Genomic DNA, 21,444 nt, shown 5'->3' on the forward strand with positions numbered 1-21,444 from the left:
TTGAAGCGACTCAAGCAGCCGAAGCGACTCAACTAGCTCCCGCATAGCTCCCGTAGCTGACAGATCGTCCGATAAACGGCCTCGCTTTACGCCCCGCCTACATCTGTTACACAACCGACGGAAGGCCGTGCGCCCTCCGCTGGCTGCTCCGCACAGCCTCGTGACAAGCCGTCCGTAGCTTCATTGCTGTACCGCACAAGCAAGGACAGCGGTCGAAGCAGACGGTGGGAACGAGAGGTGGTCAGAGATGGCGCACGGCGAGGTGCTCGAGTTCGAAGAGTACGTCCGCACACGGCAGGACGCCCTGCTGCGCAGTGCCCGGCGCCTGGTCCCTGACCCCGTCGACGCCCAGGACCTGCTGCAGACCGCGCTCGTGCGGACGTACGGCCGCTGGGACGGCATAGCCGACAAGCGGCTCGCGGACGCCTACCTGCGCCGCGTCATGATCAACACGCGTACGGAGTGGTGGCGGGCCCGCAAGCTCGAAGAGGTCCCCACCGAGCAGCTGCCCGACGCGAGCGTGGAAGACTCCACCGAACAGCATGCGGACCGCGCCCTCCTGATGGACATCATGAAGGTGCTCGCACCCAAGCAGCGCAGCGTCGTCGTGCTGCGACACTGGGAGCAGATGTCCACAGAGGAGACCGCCGCGGCACTGGGCATGTCGGCGGGAACGGTCAAGAGCACACTGCACCGGGCGCTCGCCCGGCTCCGCCAGGAGCTGGAGAGCCGGGACCACGAGAGGCCCGCCACCGGCGCGCTCGAACGTGAGGAGCGGGAGCGTTGCGCGGCCTAAGCACTCGGGCTGGCAGGACGATGAGGGCGGGGAGTGCGGCAGGGGCCGCGCTCGCCGCCATAGGTCTTTCGCTCACCGCCTGCTCGACCGGCGGCTCCGGCGCCCGCGACGAGGGTCCCGGCAACAGGGGCGAGGCGGTGATGTCCCCGTCACCGTCCCCGTCGCCCTCAGAGACGTCCGCGCCCTCGCCGCCCTCCACACGTGAGGCGGTGAGACTCATAGAGGACGATCCGAAGGTCAGCCAGGCGGTCAAGCGGGATCTGAAGCCCTGCGTCGCCGATGAGTACCCGGTGGACGTCTCGTACGGCAACCTGACCTCGGGCTCCGCCCCCGACGTCGTCATCAACATCATGACCTGCGGCGACGCGGTCGGCACCAGCTCTTTTGTGTATCGCACCGAGGGCAAGAAGTACGAGAATGTCTTCCAGGACGAGGAGCCTCCCGTCTACGCGGAGATCGACCGGGGCAATCTGGTCGTCACCAAGCAGCTGTACGAGAAGGGCGATCCGGTGTCGTATCCATCCGGCGAGGACGTCATCACGTACGAGTGGGCCGCGAACCATTTCCGGGAGACGGACCGCATCCGCAATCGCTACAGCAGCGCGGCGGGCGGCGATACTCCCGCCCCGACGGAGAACTGAGAGCACCCGATGGCAGAGCACACCCATGTCCTGTTCGTCGAGGACGACGACGTCATCCGCGAGGCGACGCAGCTCGCGCTCGAACGGGACGGCTTCGTCGTCACCGCGATGCCCGACGGCCTGCTCGGCCTTGAGGCGTTCCGTGCCGACCGCCCGGACATCGCCCTGCTCGACGTGATGGTGCCGGGCCTGGACGGCGTCTCGCTGTGCCGCCGCATCCGCGACGAGTCCACGGTCCCGGTGATCATGCTCTCGGCGCGTGCGGACTCCATCGACGTCGTACTGGGCCTTGAGGCGGGGGCCGACGACTATGTGACGAAGCCGTTCGACGGCGCCGTCCTGGTCGCCAGGATCCGCGCCGTGCTGCGCCGCTTCGGCCACGCGAGCGGGCCCGACTCGGCGGGACCCACCGCCGGTGAGGGCGGTTCGATGGACGGCGGCGTGCTGCACTTCGGCGATCTGGAGATCGACACGGAGGGCATGGAGGTCCGCAGGGACGGTGCTCCGGTGGCGCTGACGCCGACCGAGATGCGTCTGCTGCTCGAATTCTCGTCCGCGCCCGGCACGGTCCTCTCCCGCGACAAGCTCCTTGAGCGCGTGTGGGACTACGGCTGGGGCGGTGACACCCGCGTCGTCGACGTCCATGTGCAGCGGCTGCGTACGAAGGTGGGCCAGGACCGGATCGAGACGGTCCGCGGCTTCGGCTACAAGCTCAAGGCATGAGCCGACGGACAACCCGACGGACAACCCGGCGGACGAGCCCACGAACGAGCCGACGGACGAGCCCACGAACGAGCCGACGGACGAGCGACGGATGAGCCGACGACATGGCTGAACTCAACGGCGCGGCTGACGTGAACGGCACGGCCGACGTGAACGGCACGGCGCGTCTCGACGACCGGACGCGCCTCGACGACCAGGCGCATCACGACGACAAGGCGCATTCCGGGGGACATATGAGCAGCAGGACGGTGGCCGCGCTGCGCGCCCGCCTGCGCACCCGCCTTGGCACCCGCCTGCGCATCGGCGTGCGCTGGAAGATCAGCGCGGCGATCGCGCTGGTCGGCGCCCTCGTCGCGGTGGCGTTGAGCCTGGTCGTGCACAACGCGGCGCGCGTCTCGATGCTCGACAACGCGCGTGACGTGCAGGACGAGCGGATCCTGTACGCCCAGCGGATCTACGAGACGTCCGGGCGCACATCGCAGTTCGGCATGAAGATCGACGACCCGGCGATGCCGAAGGAACTCCTCTCGAAGGTGCTCGCCGGGCGCCGCGCGACGTACGTGGCGGACGACGGGGGCGGCGTACCGGACATCTGGGCCGCGGTGCCGCTGAGCGACGGCCACATCCTGTCGCTGCACACCCGCTTCACCGACCGCAGCGCCACCGTCATGCGGGACCTCGACCAGGCCCTGGTCATCGGCTCCATCTCGGTGGTCTTCGGCGGCTGCGCGCTCGGCGTGCTCATCGGCGGCCAGCTCTCGCGGCGTCTGCGCAAGGCGGCGACCGCGGCGCAGGAGGTCGCTCAGGGGCAGACGGACGTCAGCGTACGAGACGCCATCGGCGGTGTCGTACGCGATGAGACCGACGATCTGGCGCGCTCGGTGGACGCGATGGCCGACGCGCTCAAGCAGCGGCTCGAAGCCGAGCGGCGGGTGACGGCGGACATCGCGCACGAGCTGCGTACGCCGGTGACGGGTCTGCTCACGGCGGCCGAACTCCTTCCGCCGGGCCGCCCGACCGAGCTGGTCAGGGACCGGGCGCAGGCGATGCGCACGCTCGTCGAGGACGTACTGGAAGTGGCCCGACTGGACAGCGCGGCCGAGCGGGCCGAGTTGCAGGACCTGATGCTCGGCGAGTTCGTCACGCGCCGGATCGCCGTCCTCAACTCGGACGTGCGGGTGACGGTGGTGCACGAGTCGGAGGTCACCACCGATCCGCGCCGCCTGGAGCGCATCCTGGGCAATCTCCTCGCCAACGCGGCCAAGCACGGGAAGCCGCCGGTCGAGGTCAGCGTCGAGGGCCGGGTGGTGCGGGTCCGCGACCACGGGCCCGGTTTCCCCACGGGTCTCCTGGAGGAGGGCCCGAGCCGTTTCCGTACCGGCAGCACGGACCGTGCGGGTGTCGGTCACGGCCTGGGTCTGACGATCGCGGCGGGCCAGGCGCGGGTACTCGGCGCGCGGCTCACGTTCCGCAACGTGACCCCCGCGGGCGCGGGCCCCGACGACCCGGCGGAGGGCGCGGTGGCAGTCCTCTGGCTCCCGGAACACGCCCCGACGAACACGGGCAGCTACCCGATGCTGCAACTCTCGGACAAGTACAGGCCGGATAAGTACAGGCCGGACAAGCACTGGCCGGACAAGTACAAGTAGCCGTCCCAGCGGAACACAGCGAAAAACGGGCCCCGCACCAGAAGGTGCGGGGCCCGTTCAGCCGAGGGGGTAGGACCGCAGGTCAGACGGACTCTGCCACCGCTTCCCGCGTCCCAGGCACGGCGTCCCCAGCCGCACCCTCGGCCGGCTTATCGGCCCCGGAGTCCTTGGGCTCGGAGTCCTTGGGCTCGGAGTCCTTCTTCGCCTCGGAGTCCCCGGAGTCCTTCGGCCCGGCGGAGTCCTTGGGCCCGGCCCCCCGCAGGGGAACCTCCTTGACGAACAGCGCAGCGATCAACGCCGCGACTCCGATGACCGCGCCGAGCAGGAACGCGGAGTGCGTACCGGCCGACACCGCGTGCTGATACGCGTCCCGCACCGGCGCCGCCAGCTTCCGCAGGCTGTCCGCGTCCAGCTGCGCGGACTGCTCGGTGACCTTGCCGCCCAGCTGCCCGGCGCGCTCGGACATCGTGTGCTCGACCCGGTTGTTGAAGAGCGCGCCCATGATCGCGACGCCGAACGAGGAGCCGAGCGTACGGAAGAGCGTGGCCGAGGACGACGCGACGCCCATGTCCTTCATCTCGACGCTGTTCTGCGCGACCAGCATGGTGATCTGCATCAGGCAGCCCATGCCCGCACCGAGCACCGCCATGTAGACGCCCGCCATGAACCGCGTGGTGTCGGTGTCCATCGTGGACAGCAGGAACAGACCGAGGACCATCAGTACGGTGCCGGCGATCGGGAAGATCTTGTACTTGCCGGTGGAGGTGGTGAACCGCCCCGAGAAGAACGAGACGACCATCATCGAGAGCAGCATCGGCAGGAGCAGCAGGCCGGAGTTGGTGGCCGAAGCGCCCTGCACCGCCTGCTGGTAGAGCGGCAGGAACAGCATCGCGCCGAACATCACGAAGCCGGTGAGGAAGCCGATCACCGACATCAGGGTGAAGTTGAGGTTGCGGAAGATGTGCAGCGGCAGAATCGGTTCCGCGGCCCTCTTCTGCACGATGACGAAGCTGATGAGCGCGACGACGCCGATCGCGATGAGCTCCATGATCACGGTCGAGGTCCAGGCGTACTCGGTGCCGCCCCAGGTGGTGACGAGGACCAGCGAGCTGATGCCGACGGTGAGCAGCGCCGCACCGAGGTAGTCGATGCGCCCCTTGGACGTCTTCTTCGGCAGGTGCAGCACGGCGGTCACCATCGCGAGGGCGACGACGCCGAGCGGCAGGTTGATGTAGAAGGCCCAGCGCCAGCCGAGGTGGTCGGTGATGGTGCCGCCGACGAGCGGCCCGCCGATCATGGCGACCGCCATGACGCCGGTCATCATGCCCATGTACTTGCCGCGCTCCCGCGGTGTGACGAGCTCACCGATGATCGCCATGACGCCGACCATCAGACCGCCGGCGCCGAGTCCCTGTACGGCACGGAAGCCGATCAGCTGGCCCATGTCCTGCGCCATGCCGCTGAGCACCGAACCGAGCAGGAAGATGACTATGGAGGTGAGGAAGACGCCCTTGCGTCCGTACATGTCGCCGAGCTTGCCCCAGATGGGGGTCGAGGCCGCCGTCGCCAGCATGTACGCGGTGACGACCCACGACAGGTGTTCCATGCCGCCGAGGTCACCGACGATCGTCGGCATCGCGGGGCTCACGATCATGTTGTCGAGCATCGCGAGCAGGATCGTGACCATCAGGGCCATCATCACGACGCGCACGCTGCGCGGCTGTGGCGCGTCCTTGGCCTGACCCTGCGGCTTCACCCGCTCCTGCGGCTTCGCCCGCTCCTCCGTCTGTTTCTTGATCTCCGCCATGTTCCCCACTCCCCGGTTCACCCGACTGCCCTCCGCCACTTACTTGCCGACCGGCAAGCTGACTACACTGAGGGAAACTAGACCCCTAACTAGCCGGGCGTCAAGTAAGTAAAGTCGGGTCCAAGGATTCGAGTCGAGGGAGCCGAGGAGCACCAAGATGGTCACGGGCACAGGCGCGGGCACGGGTACGAACACGGGCAGCGGCAAGCAGCAGCGTCGCGGGGACACCCGCCAGCGCATCCAGGACGTGGCCCTCGAACTCTTCGCCGAGCACGGCTACGAGAAGACGTCACTGCGCGAGATCGCGGAACGTCTGGAGGTCACGAAGGCGGCGCTGTACTACCACTTCAAGACCAAGGAAGACATCCTCACCAGCGTCTTCCAGGACCTGACACGGCCCATCGACGAGCTGATGGAGTGGGGCAAGGACCAGCCGCGCACGCTGGAGACCAAGCGGACGATCCTGACCCGTTACAGCGAGATCCTGAAGGACGCGTCCCCGCTCTTCCGCTTCATGCAGGAGAACCAGGCGACGATGCGGGACCTGAAGACGGGCGAGACCTTCAAGGACCGCATGATCGGCCTGCTGGACATCCTCAGGGAGCCGGGCACGCCGATGACGACGCAGGTGCGCTGCTTCAGCGCCCTGTTCACCATGCACGGCGGGATGTTCGTGCTCAAGGACGTCGAAGGCGACCCCGAGGAGAAGCGCAAGGCCATCCTTGAGGTCGCCATCGAACTGGTGACACGGGCGCACGAGGGCCCCTGAGGGGCTACCGGGTCAGACGTTGACGCCGTTGGAGCGCAGGAACGCGACCGGGTCGACCGCCGAGCCGTAGTTCGGCGTCGTACGGATCTCGAAGTGCAGGTGCGGGCCGCTGGAGTTGCCGGTGTTGCCGGAAGCGGCGATGTGCTGGCCGGTGCCGACGGTCTGGCCGACGCGCACGTCGATCTTCGACAGGTGCGCGTACTGCGAGAACGTGCCGTTGTCGTGCTTGATCACGATGGCGTTGCCGTACGCGGGACCGTCCCCGGCGCCGTTGCCGCCGGCCTTCACGACGGTGCCGTTGTGCACGGCCTCGACGGAGGTGCCGATCGACACCGCGAAGTCCTGGCCGGAGTGCTTGCTGGACCACATGTTGCCGCCGAGTCCGAAGGACGCGGAGAGCGTGTACTTGTCGACCGGGTCCTGCCAGGCGACGGCCTTCTTCGCGGCGGCCTGCTTGGCCTTGCCCGCGGCCTTGGCCTGCGCGTCGGCCTGCGCGGAGATCGAACCGGCGGAGACGCCGGGCAGCGCGCCGCCCTTGGCGTTGTCGGCGGCGGCCGCGATCCCGGACCCGAGAACCGCTGAGGCGCCGAGCCCGACGGTGGCGACGGTGACGACGGCTGTCCGCGTGCGGAGCAGGGACAGACCGGACTGGTTGGACGTGGCGCGCTTCGGCATGCGGATGGCCTCCGGGATGGGGAGCGTGTGGCATGCGGCGCATGCCGGGACGTGGGGCACCCGGCACATGCCGGGACATAAAGGGACCCGGCCTACGCAGCTCTGCGTCCCGCCGGGTTGGCCATCCCTTGGTAACCCGCACCCCGGCACCCGCCCAAACACCCCATCTACTACCGAAAGCCGTAGCGATCCAGCCGACTTTCTCCTCCTTGACACCCCCAAATTCAGACAATTCCCCCTTCAACCAGTTGCCGGATTTACCCATCGAGGTCGGGTTTAACCCCACTTCGGAACGGCCCTCCGAGCCAGCACCGGCCCTCGCCGGGACCCGGCCGCGCCGGTGAGGCGAACGTCCCGGGGGTCGCGGTCCGAAGGTCCTCCCGCTCGCCCCGAACACTCCCACTATTCCGCCTAGTACCGGACATAACGCCTGTGCGTCATGTCACCGGCCGCCGAGATCAACACCCTCCCGAATGTGACGGGCACTACGCTGCGGCGCATGGATCCCGCGGTCATAGGCGCCCGGCTCGCCTCGGGCGTCGTAGCCCCTCTGATCAAGAAGCTGTTCGTACGGGAGGGACCGGGCGCGGGCCTGGTGGACAGGCCGGTGCGGCTGTCGGGGCTTGTGTCCTTCCGGGGTGAGAAGCGGACTCTCGGCGAGAAGGACTTCCGCAAGCTGGCGGCCGAGCTGACGCGGCACGCGGCCCATGCGGCTCGCGAGCGGCCGGAGGACGGCATCGAGCTCGAAGCCCTCACCGACGCCCTGGAACGAACGCTCTACGCACTCGCGGACCTGGACCTCAGCGATGTCGAGGCGGTCCGGCTCGGTCAGGGGCCGCTGGCGACCAAGCTCTTCGAGCAGGCGGGCGGCGCCGGGCTCGTAGGGCACCTGAACCAGGAAACGGCGTCCCTCTACATCCAGCTCCTGGACAGCGCCTGCCTCCACATCCTGCACTTCCTCACGCAACGATCCACCTTCATCGCCCGCTCCCTGGTCGAGCAGAGCCGACAGCTGGACGAGCTGATCACCCGTACCGACGTCCTCATCCAGCGCCTCACCTCCCAGTCCGCGCAGGACGCGGGTTTCGAGGTGCGCTACGGGGCGTACGTCGCGAAGAAGCACAGCCGCCTCACGATCTACGGCGTAGACCTCGACGAGTGCCGCGACTGGCCCCTCGACGCGGCCTATCTGAGCCTGCGGGCATCCCGGAGCGCGGACCACAGCCCTGTCTCCGACGGCACCTTCGCCGCAGGGAGCCACGAGGCGACACCCCCGTCCGGGCACTGGCCGCCCGCCCTCTCCCACCCCGTCGAGGGAGTGTTCGCGGGCGCCGAACGAGTCCTGCTGCGCGGCGCCGCCGGTTCCGGCAAGACCACCCTGGTGCAGTGGCTGGCGGTCACCACCGCCCGTCAGGACCAGCTCACGGGCGACCTCGCCCACCTCATCGGACGCGTCCCGTACGTCCTGCCCCTGCGTACCCTCACACGCGGCGGCGCCTCCTTACCCACCCCCAAAGACTTCCTGAGCGCGGTCGGCAACCCGCTCGCCGGCGCCCAGCCCGCCGGCTGGACGGACCGCGTCCTGTCGGCGGGCCGGGGGCTCCTGCTGATCGACGGCATGGACGAGGTCCCCGACCAGGAACGCGAACGCACCCGGCGCTGGCTCTTCGACCTCCTGACCGCCTACCCCGGAAACCTGTGGCTCGTCACCTCGCGCCCGTCGGCCGTACGCGAGGACTGGCTCGGCGCGGAGGACTTCACCGACCTCACGCTCTCCCGGATGAGCCGCGAGAACATCACGGTCTTCATCCGGCGCTGGCACGAGGCGGCCGGCGCCGACACGGCCATGGGCGAGACACTCCTGAACGCCGTACGCACCAAACAGGACCTCGGCCGACTCGCCACCAACCCCCTCATGTGCGCCCTCATCTGCGCCCTGCACCGCGAGCGCCGCGGATTCCTCCCACGCGGCAGGAAAGCGCTCTACGACGCGGCGCTCTCGATGCTCCTGGAACGCCGGGACCGCGAACGCGACCTGGCCGTGGAGCTGGACGAGGAGTCCCAGATCGAGCTCCTCCAGAAGCTCGCGTACTGGCTCATCCGCAATGGCCGCGCGGAGATGGACCACACGGACGCCGTGCACCAGCTGGAGCGACTGCTGCCGTCCATGCCGTACGTGGCCGAGCAGGGCACGGCCGGTGACATCCTGCGCCATCTGCTCGTACGGTCGGGCCTGCTGCGCGAACCGGCGCCGGGAGCCGTCGACTTCGTGCACCGCACCTTCCAGGACTACCTGGGCGCGCGGGCGGCGGTGGAGGAGCGCGACTTCGACCTGCTGCTGCGGCACGCGCATCTCGACCAGTGGGAGGACGTCGTACGCATGGCGATCGCCCACGCCCGCCCGGACGAGCGGGTGGGGCTGCTGCGGGGCGTCATGAGACGCGGGGACAACGAGCCCGAACACCGCGCACGGCTGCATCTGCTGGCCATGGCCTGCCTGGAGCACGCGGCCAAGCTGGACCCCGAGGTGCGGGGGGAGGTGGAGCGGCGGGCGGCGGAGCTGATTCCGCCGCGGAGCTACCCCGAAGCGCGCGAGCTCGCCGAACTCGGCCCCATCGTCCTTGAGTTGCTCCCAGGGCCCGAAGGCGTACCGAACGACATGGAGGCCGCCTACGTGGTCGGCACGGCGGGCCAGATCGGCGGGGACGCGGCGCTGGCTTGCCTGGTCAAGTACAGGGACCGCGCCGGCTCTCCCGTACGCGCCCAACTCGGCGCCCACTGGCACCGGTTCGACACGGAGACCTACGCGCGGGAGATCATCAGTCATCTCCGCCAGAAGACCCCCACGGCGATCGTCGTCCACTCCACGGCCGAACTCTCCGCGCTCAGCCGCATGGGCGGCCACAGCCGCGTCGAGCTCATGGGCGACTTCACGGAGAGTCAGATCACGCAAGCCTTGGGCGAAGCCGAGTTGGAGCAGCTCACCCTGACCGACAATGCCGTGCTCGACGGCCTGGAGTTCGTCGGCCGATACAGGAAGCTGAAGTTCCTCAGCGTGAGGTCGTGCTCCGGCATCGACTCCCTCGCCCCGGTGGGGGGCCTCCCCCTCAACCATCTGGTTCTCTTCGAACTTCCGCTACTGCGAGACCTCAGCCCCCTGCGGGAGCTCGATCAGCTCCTGATGGTCAGCGCGCGAGCGGAATCAGAGTGGCCGATCCTCGATCTGATACCGCGCGAAGCCCCACTGGAATGCGTCTTCCCGCCCAAGAACACCACCGGACTCACCGGTCTCAGAGACTTCAAGTCAACCCTGGGCCAGCTCGGTCTGGAGCTGGAGGCCCCGATCTCCGTGGAGGACTGGCGGGCGGTCGCAGACCTGAACCACCTGACCTACCTGAGCCTGAGCCCGCGGGAGATGGCGGATCTGGCGGCCTGCGGAGTCCAGCTGGACACGGTGAGCGAGGTCTCGGTCATGACCCGCCGCGCCGACTGCGACCTGCGCCACGCGGTCACGGCATTCCCCGCGATGACCAGCCTGCACGTGTACGAGCCGCAGTCCCTGGACCTCACCCCGCTGCGTGCGCACACCCGCCTGCAACGGGTGACGGTGGCGCAGGCCCACACCGCACCCGACGCCGCCCAACTGCCCGACTCCATCACGCTGACGGTAAACGGCCGCGTCGTTGCCGGGCCGGCGTGAGCCGCTACTCTCGCGCCCATGGACCCCATCGCCGTACGACTCGCGTCGGGCGTCGTCACGCCCCTGGTCAAACGGCTGTTCGTACGTGAGGGACCCGGCGCCGGCCTGGTGGAGAACCCCGTTCGTCTTTCGGGCCTGGTCTCCTTCCGTGGCGAGAAGAGAAAGCTGACCGAAAAGGATCTGGCGGGGCTGGCGGCGGAACTGGTGCGCCAGGCGGTACGGGCCTCCGGCGAGCGCGCCGCCCCCGCCGACGAGGAGCAGGCCGTCACCGACGCCCTGGCCCAAACCCTGCACGCCCTGGGCGACCTCACTCTCACGGACGTCCAGGCGGTCGAGCTCGGCCACAACGCGCTCGCGCTGCACCTGCGCCGGGCGAGCGGCAACCCGGACCGTCACCTGTCCGCGGACGCGACGTACTTCTTCGACCGCCTGCTCGACACGACGTGCCTGCACATCCTGCACTTCTTCACGCAGCGGTCCGCCTTCGTGGCCCGCTCAGCGGTGGAGCAGAGCCGGAAGCAGGCTGAACTCATCGCCAAAATCGATGAGTTGATCGCGCGCAATCCGCTCCCCGGTGCGGAGGACGTGACGTTCGAGCAGCGGTATCTCGCATACGCGGCGAAGAAGCACGGGCAGCTGACGATCTTCGGAATCGATCTGGCGAATTCGCCGGGGCGGTGGCCGTTGGATGCGGCCTATATGTCGCTGGAGGCGACGGGGGCCTCATCGCTGGCCAATATGCCTACCAGGGAGGCGGCCTACGGGCTCTCGCTGGAGGGGGCCGAGTACGAGCAGTGGGTGAACGAGATGAAGCGGATCGCCTCCGCCCCACGGCCCGCCGACCAGGCTCTGGCCACCCACGACCGCGTACTCCTCCGCGGCGAGGCGGGCTCCGGCAAGACCACGCTGGTGCAGTGGCTGGCGGTGAGCGCCGCGCGCACCGCCCCGGCCGACGACGACCGCATGACGTACCTCTACGACCGCATCCCCTACGTACTCCCCCTCCGCACTCTCACCCGCCACGGCGAGCGCCTCCCCGCCCCGGCGGACTTCCTCTCGGCGGTCGGCTCCCCACTGGCAGGCACGCAGCCCAGGGGCTGGGAGTCCCGCGTACTGGCGGCGGGCCGCGCTCTGGTCCTGGTGGACGGCATCGATGAGATCCCGGACTCGGAGCGGTCGCGCACACGGGAGTGGCTGAGAGACCTGATCGACGCGTACCCCGGCAACCGGTGGCTGGTGACGTCGCGCCCTTCGGCGATTCAGGAGGACTGGCTGACCGCGGAGGATTTCACGGAGCTGACGCTCTCCCCGATGAGCCGGGCGGATGTAGCGGCGTTCATCAGCCGCTGGCACGGTGCCGCAGGTACCGGCGCGGCGGAGGAGGACGCCGAGCTCGTCTCGTACGAGACGCAGCTCTCGGAAGCGGTCCGGTCCAAGCCCGACCTCGCGCGCCTGGCGACCAACCCCCTGATGTGTGGCCTCATTTGTGCCCTGCACCGCGACCGCAGGGGCTTCCTCCCTCTGGGGCGCAAGGATCTCTACTCCGCCGCTCTGTCGATGCTGCTGATCCGCCGGGACCGCGAGCGCGACATGGACGTACAGGAGCTGCGCGAGGAACCGCAGCTCCAGCTCCTCCAACGCATCGCGTACTGGCTGATCCGCAACGGCCGTACAACCATGGACCGTTCCCGCGCAGAGACGATCATCGCCGACACGCTGCCTGCCGTACCCGAACTCACGGCCCTCGGCGACGCGAAGGCGGTATACACCCATTTCCTGCACCGCAGTGGCCTCCTCCGGGAGCCGGGGCCCGACACGGTCGAGTTCATCCACCGCACCTTCCAGGACTTCCTGGGCGCGCGGGCAGCGGTGGACGAGGGCGACTTCGGCATGCTCGCCGGGCATGCGGCGGACGACCAGTGGGAGGACATCATCCGGATGGCGGTGGCACACGCGCGGCCCCGTGAACGGACAGAGATCTTCCGCGAATTGCTCGCGTACGGGGACCGGCATGCACAGCGGCGTGACCGCAAGCGCGTCCAGCTGCTGGCCGCGGCCTGTCTGGAGCATGCGGCCGAATTGGCACTCGCGATACGGGAAGAGGTGGAGTGGCGGACGGCCGAGCTCATCCCGCCCCGCACTCCCTCGGACGCCCGCGCCCTCGCGAAGGTCGGGCCTGTCGTGCTCGACCTGATGCCGGGCCCGGCTCCGCCCCTGTCCGACGAGGACGCCCGGAACATAGCCATCACCGCGACGCACATCGAGTCGGACGCGGCCATCGCGTTCCTCGGCCGCTTCGCCGAACACCCCTCCTTGAGCGTTCGCAGCCAGCTCATGTGGGGATGGGACCGTTACGACTGCCGCACCTACGCGGAACGGGTCATCGCCCACCTTGATGACGGCAGAACCCACTTCACCCTGCGCGCCGACGAACAAGTCTCGGAGCTCGAAAGGCTGGGCATGCGGCCCAGGCTTCTGGACATCCGTGCCACCGTCTCCCCTGCGGCCGCCTCCCGTCTGATCACGGCCTGCGCGCCTACGTTCCTCTCGCTCGGGCTCCCTCCCGAGCGGCTGTCGGCCGAGGCCACCCGTGCGCTGAGCGGACTGGAGCAGCTTCGGCTCCGCCAGTTCGGGAGCCTCGGCCTGTTCCCCGCCGAAGCTCCGCTGCGGGTCCTCGGCCTCTTCGGCGCCATCAGCACACTGGCCGACCCGCACACCATGGACAGATGGCCGGAGCTGGAGTGGGTCATCTTCGGCGAAATGGACGCTCCCGTCCCACCCGCCGCATGGAGGTCCCTCACGCGCCTTCCTCACCTGGCCCGGCTGGACGTGGCATCCGGCGACCTCGCCCAGGCGCCGGCCGGGCTGACGTTGCCCGGTTTGACGGAGCTGTCCCTGCTGTACGAGGGCGACGACTGGACGTCGACAGCAGTCCACGTCACGAGGCTGTTCCCGGACATCACACACCTGTCCGTGTACGGACTCATGAGCCAAAAGACCTACACCTTGGGCCCCTTGGCCCGCCTCTCCGCCCTGAGCCACCTCACGATCTCCACCGCCCAGGTATCCGACCTCGCCACACTCCCCTCCCACATCAAGATACGCAACCCCCACCCCGTGACCACCGACTGACCTGAAACCACACGCCCCCCCGGCCCCCGGTCTGCGTCATAAGGGATTGCAGGAAAGTCTCGCGACACGCCGTGTGCGGGCGGGGTGGAGCGGGATTTTGTTGCAGTCCTCCTCTCACCCTTCCGCCGCCTGGGGTGAGTTGACCTACGCTTGGCTCTCCACGGCACGCGCAATCCCACCCGCAGGGACCCCCTATGTCCATGGAGCCCGTTGTCCGTATCCCCTCGACCCTCGCAGCGCCTCTGGTACAACGGCTCATCCGGCTGCCTCCCCCGCTGCCGCCCGCCACGCCCGACCTGATCGCCGCCCTCACCACCTGGCGCGGCGCGGACGCCCCGGCGACACCGGACGACGTGCACCGCACGGCCGCCGACCTCGTCCATCTCGCCGCCGAGTCGCACTCCGCCCCGACGGCCGAACTGGGCTCCGTCGTGGCTGTGTTGACGCGCACGCTGCTCGCCATCGGGGAGCTCGACCTCACGGATGTGGACGCCGTGCGCCTGGGTCCGCAGGACTACGCACGGCGCCTGCGCGGCGCCGTGCAGGGCGCGGACCGTTCCCTCTCCCCCGGAGCCGCGTCGTTCCACGACGAGCTGCTCGTGGCCGTGTGTCTGCACGTCCTGTACCACTTCGTCCGGCGCTCCCCGCACATCCAGCGGCACATGGCCGAGCGGGCCAGCCGCATCCGCCAGCTCATCGACCTGAACGACGCGGAGGCCGCGGCCCGCCAGCCCGAACGGTCGCAGGAGGACAGGGACTTCGAGGCCGCCTACGCCGAAGAGGTCGTACGGCAGTACGGCTGGCTGACCATCGTCGGCGTCGACCTGTCCAACGCGCCGGACCGCTGGCCCCTGGAGGACACCTACCTCAGCCTGGAGGCCGAGGAGAGCAGCGGCAGCGGCGTACCGGGCGAGCCGCAGACCGTGCTGCTCGCCGACCGGGCCCTGGAGGGGCACGAGAGGGTGCTGCTTCGCGGCGTCGCGGGCTCGGGCAAGACGACCCTCATCCAGTGGCTCGCGGTGGCGGCGGCGCGCGAGGGCGTCCGCGTGCCCTTCGTCCTGCCCGTGCGCCGCTTCGCCCGCGAGGGCTTCCCCGCCCCGGACGACTTCCTGCACGCCATCCGGCACCCGCTCGCCGACCAGGCACCCGAGGGCTGGGTCGTGCGTACGCTCCTCGCGGGCCGCGCCATGCTCCTGGTCGACGGGATCGACGAGGCCCCGGAGGCGACCCGCGGCGAGCTGCGCAACCAGCTGCGTCGGCTGCTTCGCATCTACTCCGGGAACGGCTGTCTGGTCACCTCCCGGCCCTCCGCCGTCGAGGACGGCTGGCTCGCCCAGGAGCGCCTCGCCGAGGAGGGCTTCAAGGAGCTCTTCCTCGCGCCGATGTCACGCGACCAGGTCACCCGCTTCATCCGTGACTGGCACGCGGCGGCGATGAGCGACGAGCAGTGCAAGGAGCAGGCGGAGCGCGACAAGCTGAAGGAGTACGAGCAGCGGCTCCTGCACTCCGTGCGGATCTTCCGCGAGCTGCGCCAGCTCGCCACCAACCCCCTGATGTGCGGCCTGATATGCGCCCTCAACCGCGACCGCTCAGGCTCACTGCCCAAAGGCCGCAAGGAGTTGTACGACGCCGCCCTGGAGATGCTCCTCCAGCGCCGCGATCCCGAGCGCGATGTCCTGTACGCGGATGATGTGCGCCTCCAGCAGGGGGCCCGGGAGCTCCTCCTGCGCAAGCTGGCCCACGCCATGGTGGAGGAGGGCGTCTCGGAGCTGCCGCGTGGGCGCGTGGTCGCCATCCTGGACGGCGCCCTGCCCGCCATTCCCTCCGCGCGTGCCGAGGGCGACGGCGAGAAGATCTTCCGTCATCTGCTGCACCGCACGGGGTTGCTGCGCGAACAGGCCGGTCTCTCGGTGGACTTCATCCACCGCACCTTCCAGGACTATCTGGCCGCCAAGGAGATCGTGGCCCGCGGGCAGTTGCGCACCCTCGTCGAGCACGCGCACCAGGCCGAGTGGGAGGAGGTCATCCGCATGGCCGCCGCCCACGCGCGGCCCGAGGAGTGCGCCGACTTCCTCGAACGGCTCCTGGCCGCCGCCCCGAACCTGCGCCGCCCGCACATCAACCACCGGCGCCTGATGGCCGCGGCCTGCCTGGAACACGTCACCGAGCTCGATCCGGCGGTGCAGCAGCTCGTGCACGACCGCACCAAGAACCTCGTACGCCCCACGACCGAACTGGCCGCCCGCAGCCTCGGCTGGGTCGGCCCCATCGTCCTTGAGCAGCTGCCGGACCCCGAGCAGGTGCCGAGCGACCAGCAGGCGCTCCTCCTGGCGATCACGGCGACCCGCGTCGCGGACGACGCCGCCATCGACTACCTCGCCCGACTGCGCCACCGCTCGGCGCTGTCCATCCGGTTCGAGCTGGTCCGCCCGTGGCGGCACTTCGACACGGAACGGTACGCGCGCGAGATCATCGCCCATCTCGATCCGGTCGGCCTGTACTACCCCGTCGCCGACACCGCCGAGCTCGCGGCCCTTCGGCACCTCGGCGGGCGGCCGTGGATCCAGGTCGTCGGCGTCATGCGCACCGAGGAACTCCTCGACGGCCTGGAGCACGAGCAGCTCACCCACCTGTGGATCACCGCCGAACTCGCCGACACGGACATGTCCTGGCTCTCGCGCTTCCCGAACCTGAGCGTGCTCCGGGTCAACCCCCGGCTGCCCCGCGTGCGGAACGTACCGGAGGGCATCACGATCACGTCGTAGTGCCCCCTGGGGGGGGCGCGGGGAACGCGGGGAACTGCGCGACCAGCCACGAAGCACCCGCGGTCAAGAACGCAGAAAGGGGCTGCCCCGAACCGTGGGAAACGGTTCGGGGCAGCCCCTGTACTGCTGTCCTGCGGGCCGGAGGCCTAGGCTTCCTTGCTCAGGTTGGGCCCGGCGCCACCAGCCGCCTGCTCGATCGGCGGGACGTCCGGAAGCGCCGCCTTCTCCTCGCCGCGGAAGGTGAACTTGGCTTCGTCGCCCTCACCCTCCGTGCCGACGACCACGATGTGGCCGGGGCGGAGTTCGCCGAAGAGGATCTTCTCCGACAGGATGTCCTCGATCTCGCGCTGGATCGTCCGGCGCAGCGGCCGGGCGCCCATCACGGGGTCGTAACCCTTCTTGGCAAGCAGCTTCTTCGCGTCACCGCTGAGCTCGATGCCCATGTCGCGGTCCTTGAGACGCTCGTCCACCTTGTCGGTCATGAGGTCGACGATCTGGATGATGTCTTCCTCGGTGAGCTGGTGGAAGACCACCGTGTCGTCGACACGGTTCAGGAACTCCGGGCGGAAGTGCTGCTTCAGCTCGTCGTTGACCTTGGTCTTCATGCGCTCGTAGTTCGTCTTGACGTCTCCCGCGGCGGCAAATCCGAGGTTGAAGCCCTTGGAGATGTCACGCGTGCCGAGGTTGGTCGTCATGATGATGACCGTGTTCTTGAAGTCCACGACCCGGCCCTGGGAGTCGGTCAGGCGACCGTCTTCCAGGATCTGGAGGAGCGAGTTGAAGATATCCGGGTGGGCCTTCTCGACCTCGTCGAAGAGGACGACCGAGAACGGCTTGCGGCGGACCTTCTCCGTCAGCTGACCGCCCTCTTCGTAGCCGACATATCCGGGCGGCGAACCGAAGAGCCGCGAGACCGTGTGCTTCTCGCTGAACTCCGACATGTCGAGGGAGATCAGGGCGTCCTCGTCACCGAAGAGGAATTCGGCGAGCGTCTTGGAAAGCTCCGTCTTACCGACACCGGACGGGCCGGCGAAGATGAACGAACCACCGGGACGCTTCGGGTCCTTCAGACCCGCACGCGTACGACGAATCGCCTGGGAAAGCGCCTTGATGGCGTCCTTCTGGCCGATGACCCGCTTGTGGAGCTCGTCCTCCATGCGCAGCAGACGCGAGGACTCCTCCTCGGTCAGCTTGAAGACCGGAATGCCCGTCGCCGTGGCGAGGACCTCGGCGATGAGCTCGCCATCGACCTCGGCGACGACGTCCATGTCGCCGGCCTTCCATTCCTTCTCGCGCTTGGCCTTCGCCGCGAGCAGCTGCTTCTCCTTGTCGCGGAGAGAGGCCGCCTTCTCGAAGTCCTGGGAGTCGATGGCCGACTCCTTGTCGCGACGCACGCCCGCGATCTTCTCGTCGAACTCGCGGAGGTCCGGCGGCGCGGTCATCCGGCGGATGCGCATCCGGGAACCGGCCTCGTCGATCAGGTCGATCGCCTTGTCCGGCAGGAAGCGGTCCGAGATGTACCGGTCGGCCAGGGTGGCGGCCTGCACCAGCGCCTCGTCCGTGATGGAGACCCTGTGGTGCGCCTCGTAACGGTCGCGCAGACCCTTGAGGATCTCGATGGTGTGCGGCAGGGACGGCTCCGCGACCTGGATGGGCTGGAAGCGGCGCTCAAGGGCCGCGTCCTTCTCCAGGTGCTTGCGGTACTCGTCCAGCGTCGTGGCACCAATGGTCTGCAGCTCGCCTCGCGCCAGCATCGGCTTGAGGATCGATGCGGCATCGATCGCGCCCTCGGCAGCACCGGCACCCACCAGGGTGTGGAGCTCGTCGATGAACAGGATGATGTCGCCGCGGGTGCGGATCTCCTTGAGGACCTTCTTCAGGCGCTCCTCGAAGTCACCGCGGTAGCGCGAACCGGCGACGAGCGCGCCCAGGTCCAGGGTGTAGAGGTGCTTGTCCTTGAGGGTCTCGGGCACCTCGCCCTTGACGATGGCCTGCGCGAGGCCCTCGACGACGGCGGTCTTGCCGACGCCGGGCTCGCCGATGAGCACGGGGTTGTTCTTCGTACGGCGGGACAGCACCTGCATGACCCGCTCGATCTCCTTCTCGCGCCCGATGACCGGGTCGAGCTTGGATTCACGAGCGGCCTGGGTGAGGTTCCGGCCGAACTGGTCGAGCACCAGGGACGTGGAAGGCGTGCCCTCCGCAGGACCGCCACTTGCGCCGGCGGTCTCCTTGCCCTGGTAGCCGGAGAGCAGCTGGATGACCTGCTGCCGCACCCGGTTGAGATCGGCGCCCAGCTTCACGAGGACCTGGGCTGCGACGCCCTCGCCCTCGCGGATCAGGCCGAGCAGGATGTGCTCCGTGCCGATGTAGTTGTGGCCCAGCTGAAGGGCCTCGCGGAGCGAAAGCTCCAGCACCTTCTTGGCACGGGGGGTGAAGGGGATGTGCCCGGACGGGGCCTGCTGGCCCTGACCGATGATCTCCTCCACCTGCTGGCGGACCGCCTCGAGCGAAATCCCGAGGCTCTCCAGGGCCTTAGCGGCGACACCCTCGCCCTCGTGGATCAAGCCCAGGAGGATGTGCTCGGTGCCGATGTAGTTGTGGTTGAGCATCCGGGCTTCTTCCTGAGCCAGGACGACAACCCGCCGCGCGCGGTCGGTGAACCTCTCGAACATCGTTAATCGCTCCTCAGAGCGGTCAGGCAGTAAGGGGGCTGTCCCCTCCCTGTCCTTCCGCAGCTTAGTCCCGCAAGCGGGGACCGCTCATTCCAACTGCCGACACCCGGCCGAGAACAAGAGGTGCCTCCTGACCCCGAACGCCGACAACTGCTCCAACCCGATGGTGCGAGACGATGTTCCCGCAGGCCAAGCACTTACCCTCACCTCAGCTACGCCGATGGCGAACGTGAGACGGCCTCGCGCGTGTGTCGCCCCTCCCCACTAGGGATGTCTTACCCGTAAGGACTGACACTCCATGCGGCGCGCGCCGGTTCCCTCCGCTACGGGCGAACACCCTTGCGCCGCCGAACATGTCCGCACGCCTCTTTTCCGGACACCGCGTGCGATCGTAGCGACACTCTGCGTAACCCGAGGCCCTTCCGGCCGGTTGCTCCGGACATGGCCATCACCGTTCCCCAGCCTCGTGAACCGGTCGAGCAGAGCGACCCGGTCCGGCAGTGGTACGCGAACGAACTCGGCTGGGCGACGGCCGATCGCCGTCCCGGCCTTCCGGTGCAGCTCCTGACGGGGCTCCGCTTCGATGTACTGCAGCTGCCCGCCGAAGCCGGATTCGCCGCCCTGCGGCATGTCGGCCCGAAGGCTCCGGTGGCTCTGCGGGGCGATTCGATGCGGCTCTTCGTGGCCGCGGGGAGCGCCGACGAACTGCCGGGGCTCCTGGAGTGGCTCGAATGGGGCGACATCGCGCTGGATCTCACGGCCATCGGAGCGGACGGTCTCGTCGACGCGCCCACGCCTCCGGGGTGGTCCGGCACGCAGGGGGCCGCCGTGTGGCTGCGACCCCCGGAGCCCGGGTGCGAGGTGGAGCCGACGCTGCCGGCACTGCCTTCCCTGTCCTGCGTGGGGGGTGGCACGGTGTCCCACAGCGAACCCGCCGTGGGCTCCGGTCTCGTACGACTTGTGGACACGGCGGCAACGCATTGCCACCGGGTCCGTTTGAGACGAACCCGTCGTCAGCCGTTGGCCTTCTCATAGGCCTCGCGAATGGAGGCGGGAACGCGGCCGCGGTCGTTGACCTCGAAGCCGTTGTCCTTCGCCCAGGCACGGATCGCCGCGGTGTCCTGACCGCCGCTCGTGGCAGAGGCACGGGCTTTGGCGCGCCCGGCCGAACCACGGCCACCGGTACGACGACCGCCCTTGAGGTACGGCTCAAGAAGACCGCGGAGCTTGTCCGCGTTCGACGTGGTGAGGTCGATCTCGTAAGACTTGCCGTCCAGCGCAAACGTCACGGTCTCGTCTGCCTCGCCACCGTCGAGGTCATCGACAAGAAGGACCTGAACCTTCTGTGCCACCGGATTTCCTTTCATCGATAACTTCGGGCCGGATCGAACGGCGCGAGCCGCTGAATCGCCGCCCCCTGTTATATGCAGTACTGCAGTACGTCGGAAAGCAAACCGCTTTTGCTGGGAAAACACAAACCCCCGGGAGAGACCGATGACCACGGGAACCCAGGAAACATGCGCGTTTCGGACATAGGGAACCCGGGCAGCGGACAGCCCGGAATACCGGCGACGATCACAGATGCAGAAGCATCCGACTGTTGCCCAAGGTGTTCGGTTTCACTCGTTCGAGGCCGAGGAACTCCGCGACTCCCTCGTCTTTGGAACGCAGCAGCTCGCTGTAGACATCTCCGTCGACAGGTGTCTCACCGATCTCCACGAACCCGTGCTTCGCGAAGAAGTCGACTTCGAAGGTGAGACAGAAAACCCGCCGGACTCCGAGCCAACGAGCGGTCTGCAGCAACTTCCCCAACACCTGGTGCCCCACTCCGGCGCCCTTGACATCGGGGTTCACGGCGAGAGTGCGCACTTCCGCGAGGTCTTCCCACATCACGTGCAGGGCGCCACAGGCGACGACGTCGGCGTTGTCGTCGCGTTCCGCCACCCAGAACTCCTGGATGGACTCGTAAAGCGCGACCGTCGCTTTGTCGAGCAGGATCCCCTGGCGGACGTAGGAGTCGAGGAGGTTGCGCACGACCGGCACATCGGCTGTGCGCGCCCGGCGTACGGAGACTGCTTTAGCGCTGAGTTCAGGGGGTTCTGCTGGCATGAG

General features: G+C 68.6%; 15 protein-coding genes. 10 read left to right on the plus strand and 5 right to left on the minus strand.

Annotated elements, in window-relative coordinates; translation table 11 throughout:
* Positions 1-247: 247 nt before the first annotated feature.
* From ACFVXC_RS05205 to cseC, 5 genes are all read left to right on the plus strand, one after another.
* Positions 248-796, plus strand: a complete 549-nt coding sequence (locus ACFVXC_RS05205) for a SigE family RNA polymerase sigma factor (RefSeq protein WP_389901622.1) — start codon at positions 248-250, stop codon at positions 794-796.
* 20 nt (positions 797-816) lie between these two features.
* A complete protein-coding gene (locus ACFVXC_RS05210) occupies positions 817-1,437 on the plus strand; it encodes a hypothetical protein (RefSeq protein ID WP_389901624.1) in 621 nt (206 codons plus the stop codon).
* 9 nt (positions 1,438-1,446) lie between these two features.
* Positions 1,447-2,160, plus strand: coding sequence for a two-component system response regulator CseB (cseB, locus tag ACFVXC_RS05215; protein WP_389901625.1), 714 nt, complete (start codon positions 1,447-1,449; stop codon positions 2,158-2,160).
* Entirely contained in the window at positions 2,081-2,272 is a 192-nt protein-coding gene (locus ACFVXC_RS05220; protein WP_389901627.1) for a PT domain-containing protein, read from the plus strand. The genes cseB and ACFVXC_RS05220 overlap by 80 nt, the downstream gene beginning before the upstream one ends.
* A gap of 121 nt (positions 2,273-2,393) precedes the next feature.
* On the plus strand, positions 2,394-3,809 hold the full coding sequence (gene cseC / locus ACFVXC_RS05225; protein WP_389902974.1) for a two-component system sensor histidine kinase CseC: 1,416 nt from the start codon (positions 2,394-2,396) through the stop codon (positions 3,807-3,809).
* An 82-nt stretch (positions 3,810-3,891) separates the two neighbouring features.
* Here cseC and ACFVXC_RS05230 read toward each other — a convergent pair whose 3' ends face one another.
* Positions 3,892-5,616 (minus strand): MDR family MFS transporter, encoded by a 1,725-nt coding sequence (locus ACFVXC_RS05230; protein WP_389901629.1) that lies wholly within the window; start codon positions 5,614-5,616, stop codon positions 3,892-3,894.
* 157 nt (positions 5,617-5,773) lie between these two features.
* Between ACFVXC_RS05230 and ACFVXC_RS05235 the strand changes: the two genes are divergently transcribed.
* Positions 5,774-6,385, plus strand: coding sequence for a TetR/AcrR family transcriptional regulator (locus tag ACFVXC_RS05235; RefSeq protein ID WP_389901631.1), 612 nt, complete (start codon positions 5,774-5,776; stop codon positions 6,383-6,385).
* 12 nt (positions 6,386-6,397) lie between these two features.
* On the opposite strand, the gene ACFVXC_RS05240 is transcribed toward ACFVXC_RS05235, so the two are convergent.
* Complete coding sequence (locus ACFVXC_RS05240; protein WP_389901632.1) at positions 6,398-7,060, minus strand: M23 family metallopeptidase; 663 nt, start codon at positions 7,058-7,060, stop codon at positions 6,398-6,400.
* Positions 7,061-7,559: 499 nt separating this feature from the next.
* On the opposite strand from ACFVXC_RS05240, the gene ACFVXC_RS05245 reads away from it, so the two are divergent.
* The 3 genes from ACFVXC_RS05245 to ACFVXC_RS05255 all read left to right on the plus strand — a co-directional run bounded on the left by ACFVXC_RS05245 (position 7,560) and on the right by ACFVXC_RS05255 (position 16,657).
* Positions 7,560-10,760, plus strand: coding sequence for an NACHT domain-containing protein (locus ACFVXC_RS05245; protein WP_389901634.1), 3,201 nt, complete (start codon positions 7,560-7,562; stop codon positions 10,758-10,760).
* An 18-nt stretch (positions 10,761-10,778) separates the two neighbouring features.
* Entirely contained in the window at positions 10,779-13,892 is a 3,114-nt protein-coding gene (locus ACFVXC_RS05250) for an NACHT domain-containing protein (protein ID WP_389901635.1), read from the plus strand.
* 200 nt (positions 13,893-14,092) lie between these two features.
* Positions 14,093-16,657 carry an NACHT domain-containing protein gene (locus tag ACFVXC_RS05255; RefSeq protein ID WP_389901637.1) on the plus strand — a complete coding sequence of 855 codons (2,565 nt, stop codon included), beginning with the start codon at positions 14,093-14,095 and terminating at the stop codon, positions 16,655-16,657.
* A 146-nt stretch (positions 16,658-16,803) separates the two neighbouring features.
* On the opposite strand, the gene ACFVXC_RS05260 is transcribed toward ACFVXC_RS05255, so the two are convergent.
* Positions 16,804-19,332: an ATP-dependent Clp protease ATP-binding subunit gene (locus ACFVXC_RS05260; RefSeq protein ID WP_389901639.1), complete on the minus strand. Its 2,529-nt coding sequence runs from the start codon at positions 19,330-19,332 to the stop codon at positions 16,804-16,806.
* Between the two features lie 441 nt (positions 19,333-19,773).
* Here ACFVXC_RS05260 and ACFVXC_RS05265 point away from each other — a divergent pair, with 441 nt between their 5' ends.
* Entirely contained in the window at positions 19,774-20,367 is a 594-nt protein-coding gene (locus ACFVXC_RS05265) for an SCO3374 family protein (protein ID WP_389901640.1), read from the plus strand.
* On the opposite strand, the gene ACFVXC_RS05270 is transcribed toward ACFVXC_RS05265, so the two are convergent.
* Together ACFVXC_RS05270 and ACFVXC_RS05275 are read right to left on the minus strand one after the other, a co-directional pair.
* Entirely contained in the window at positions 20,346-20,684 is a 339-nt protein-coding gene (locus ACFVXC_RS05270; protein ID WP_351171837.1) for an Lsr2 family protein, read from the minus strand. The two genes, ACFVXC_RS05265 and ACFVXC_RS05270, sit on opposite strands and share 22 nt — an antisense overlap.
* A 223-nt stretch (positions 20,685-20,907) precedes the next feature.
* Complete coding sequence (locus tag ACFVXC_RS05275) at positions 20,908-21,441, minus strand: amino-acid N-acetyltransferase (RefSeq protein ID WP_389901642.1); 534 nt, start codon at positions 21,439-21,441, stop codon at positions 20,908-20,910.
* Positions 21,442-21,444 lie beyond the last annotated feature (3 nt).

Origin of the sequence: Streptomyces sp. NPDC058257, from assembly GCF_042881845.1 — a bacterium.
In the GTDB taxonomy this organism is placed as follows: Bacteria; Actinomycetota; Actinomycetes; order Streptomycetales; family Streptomycetaceae; genus Streptomyces.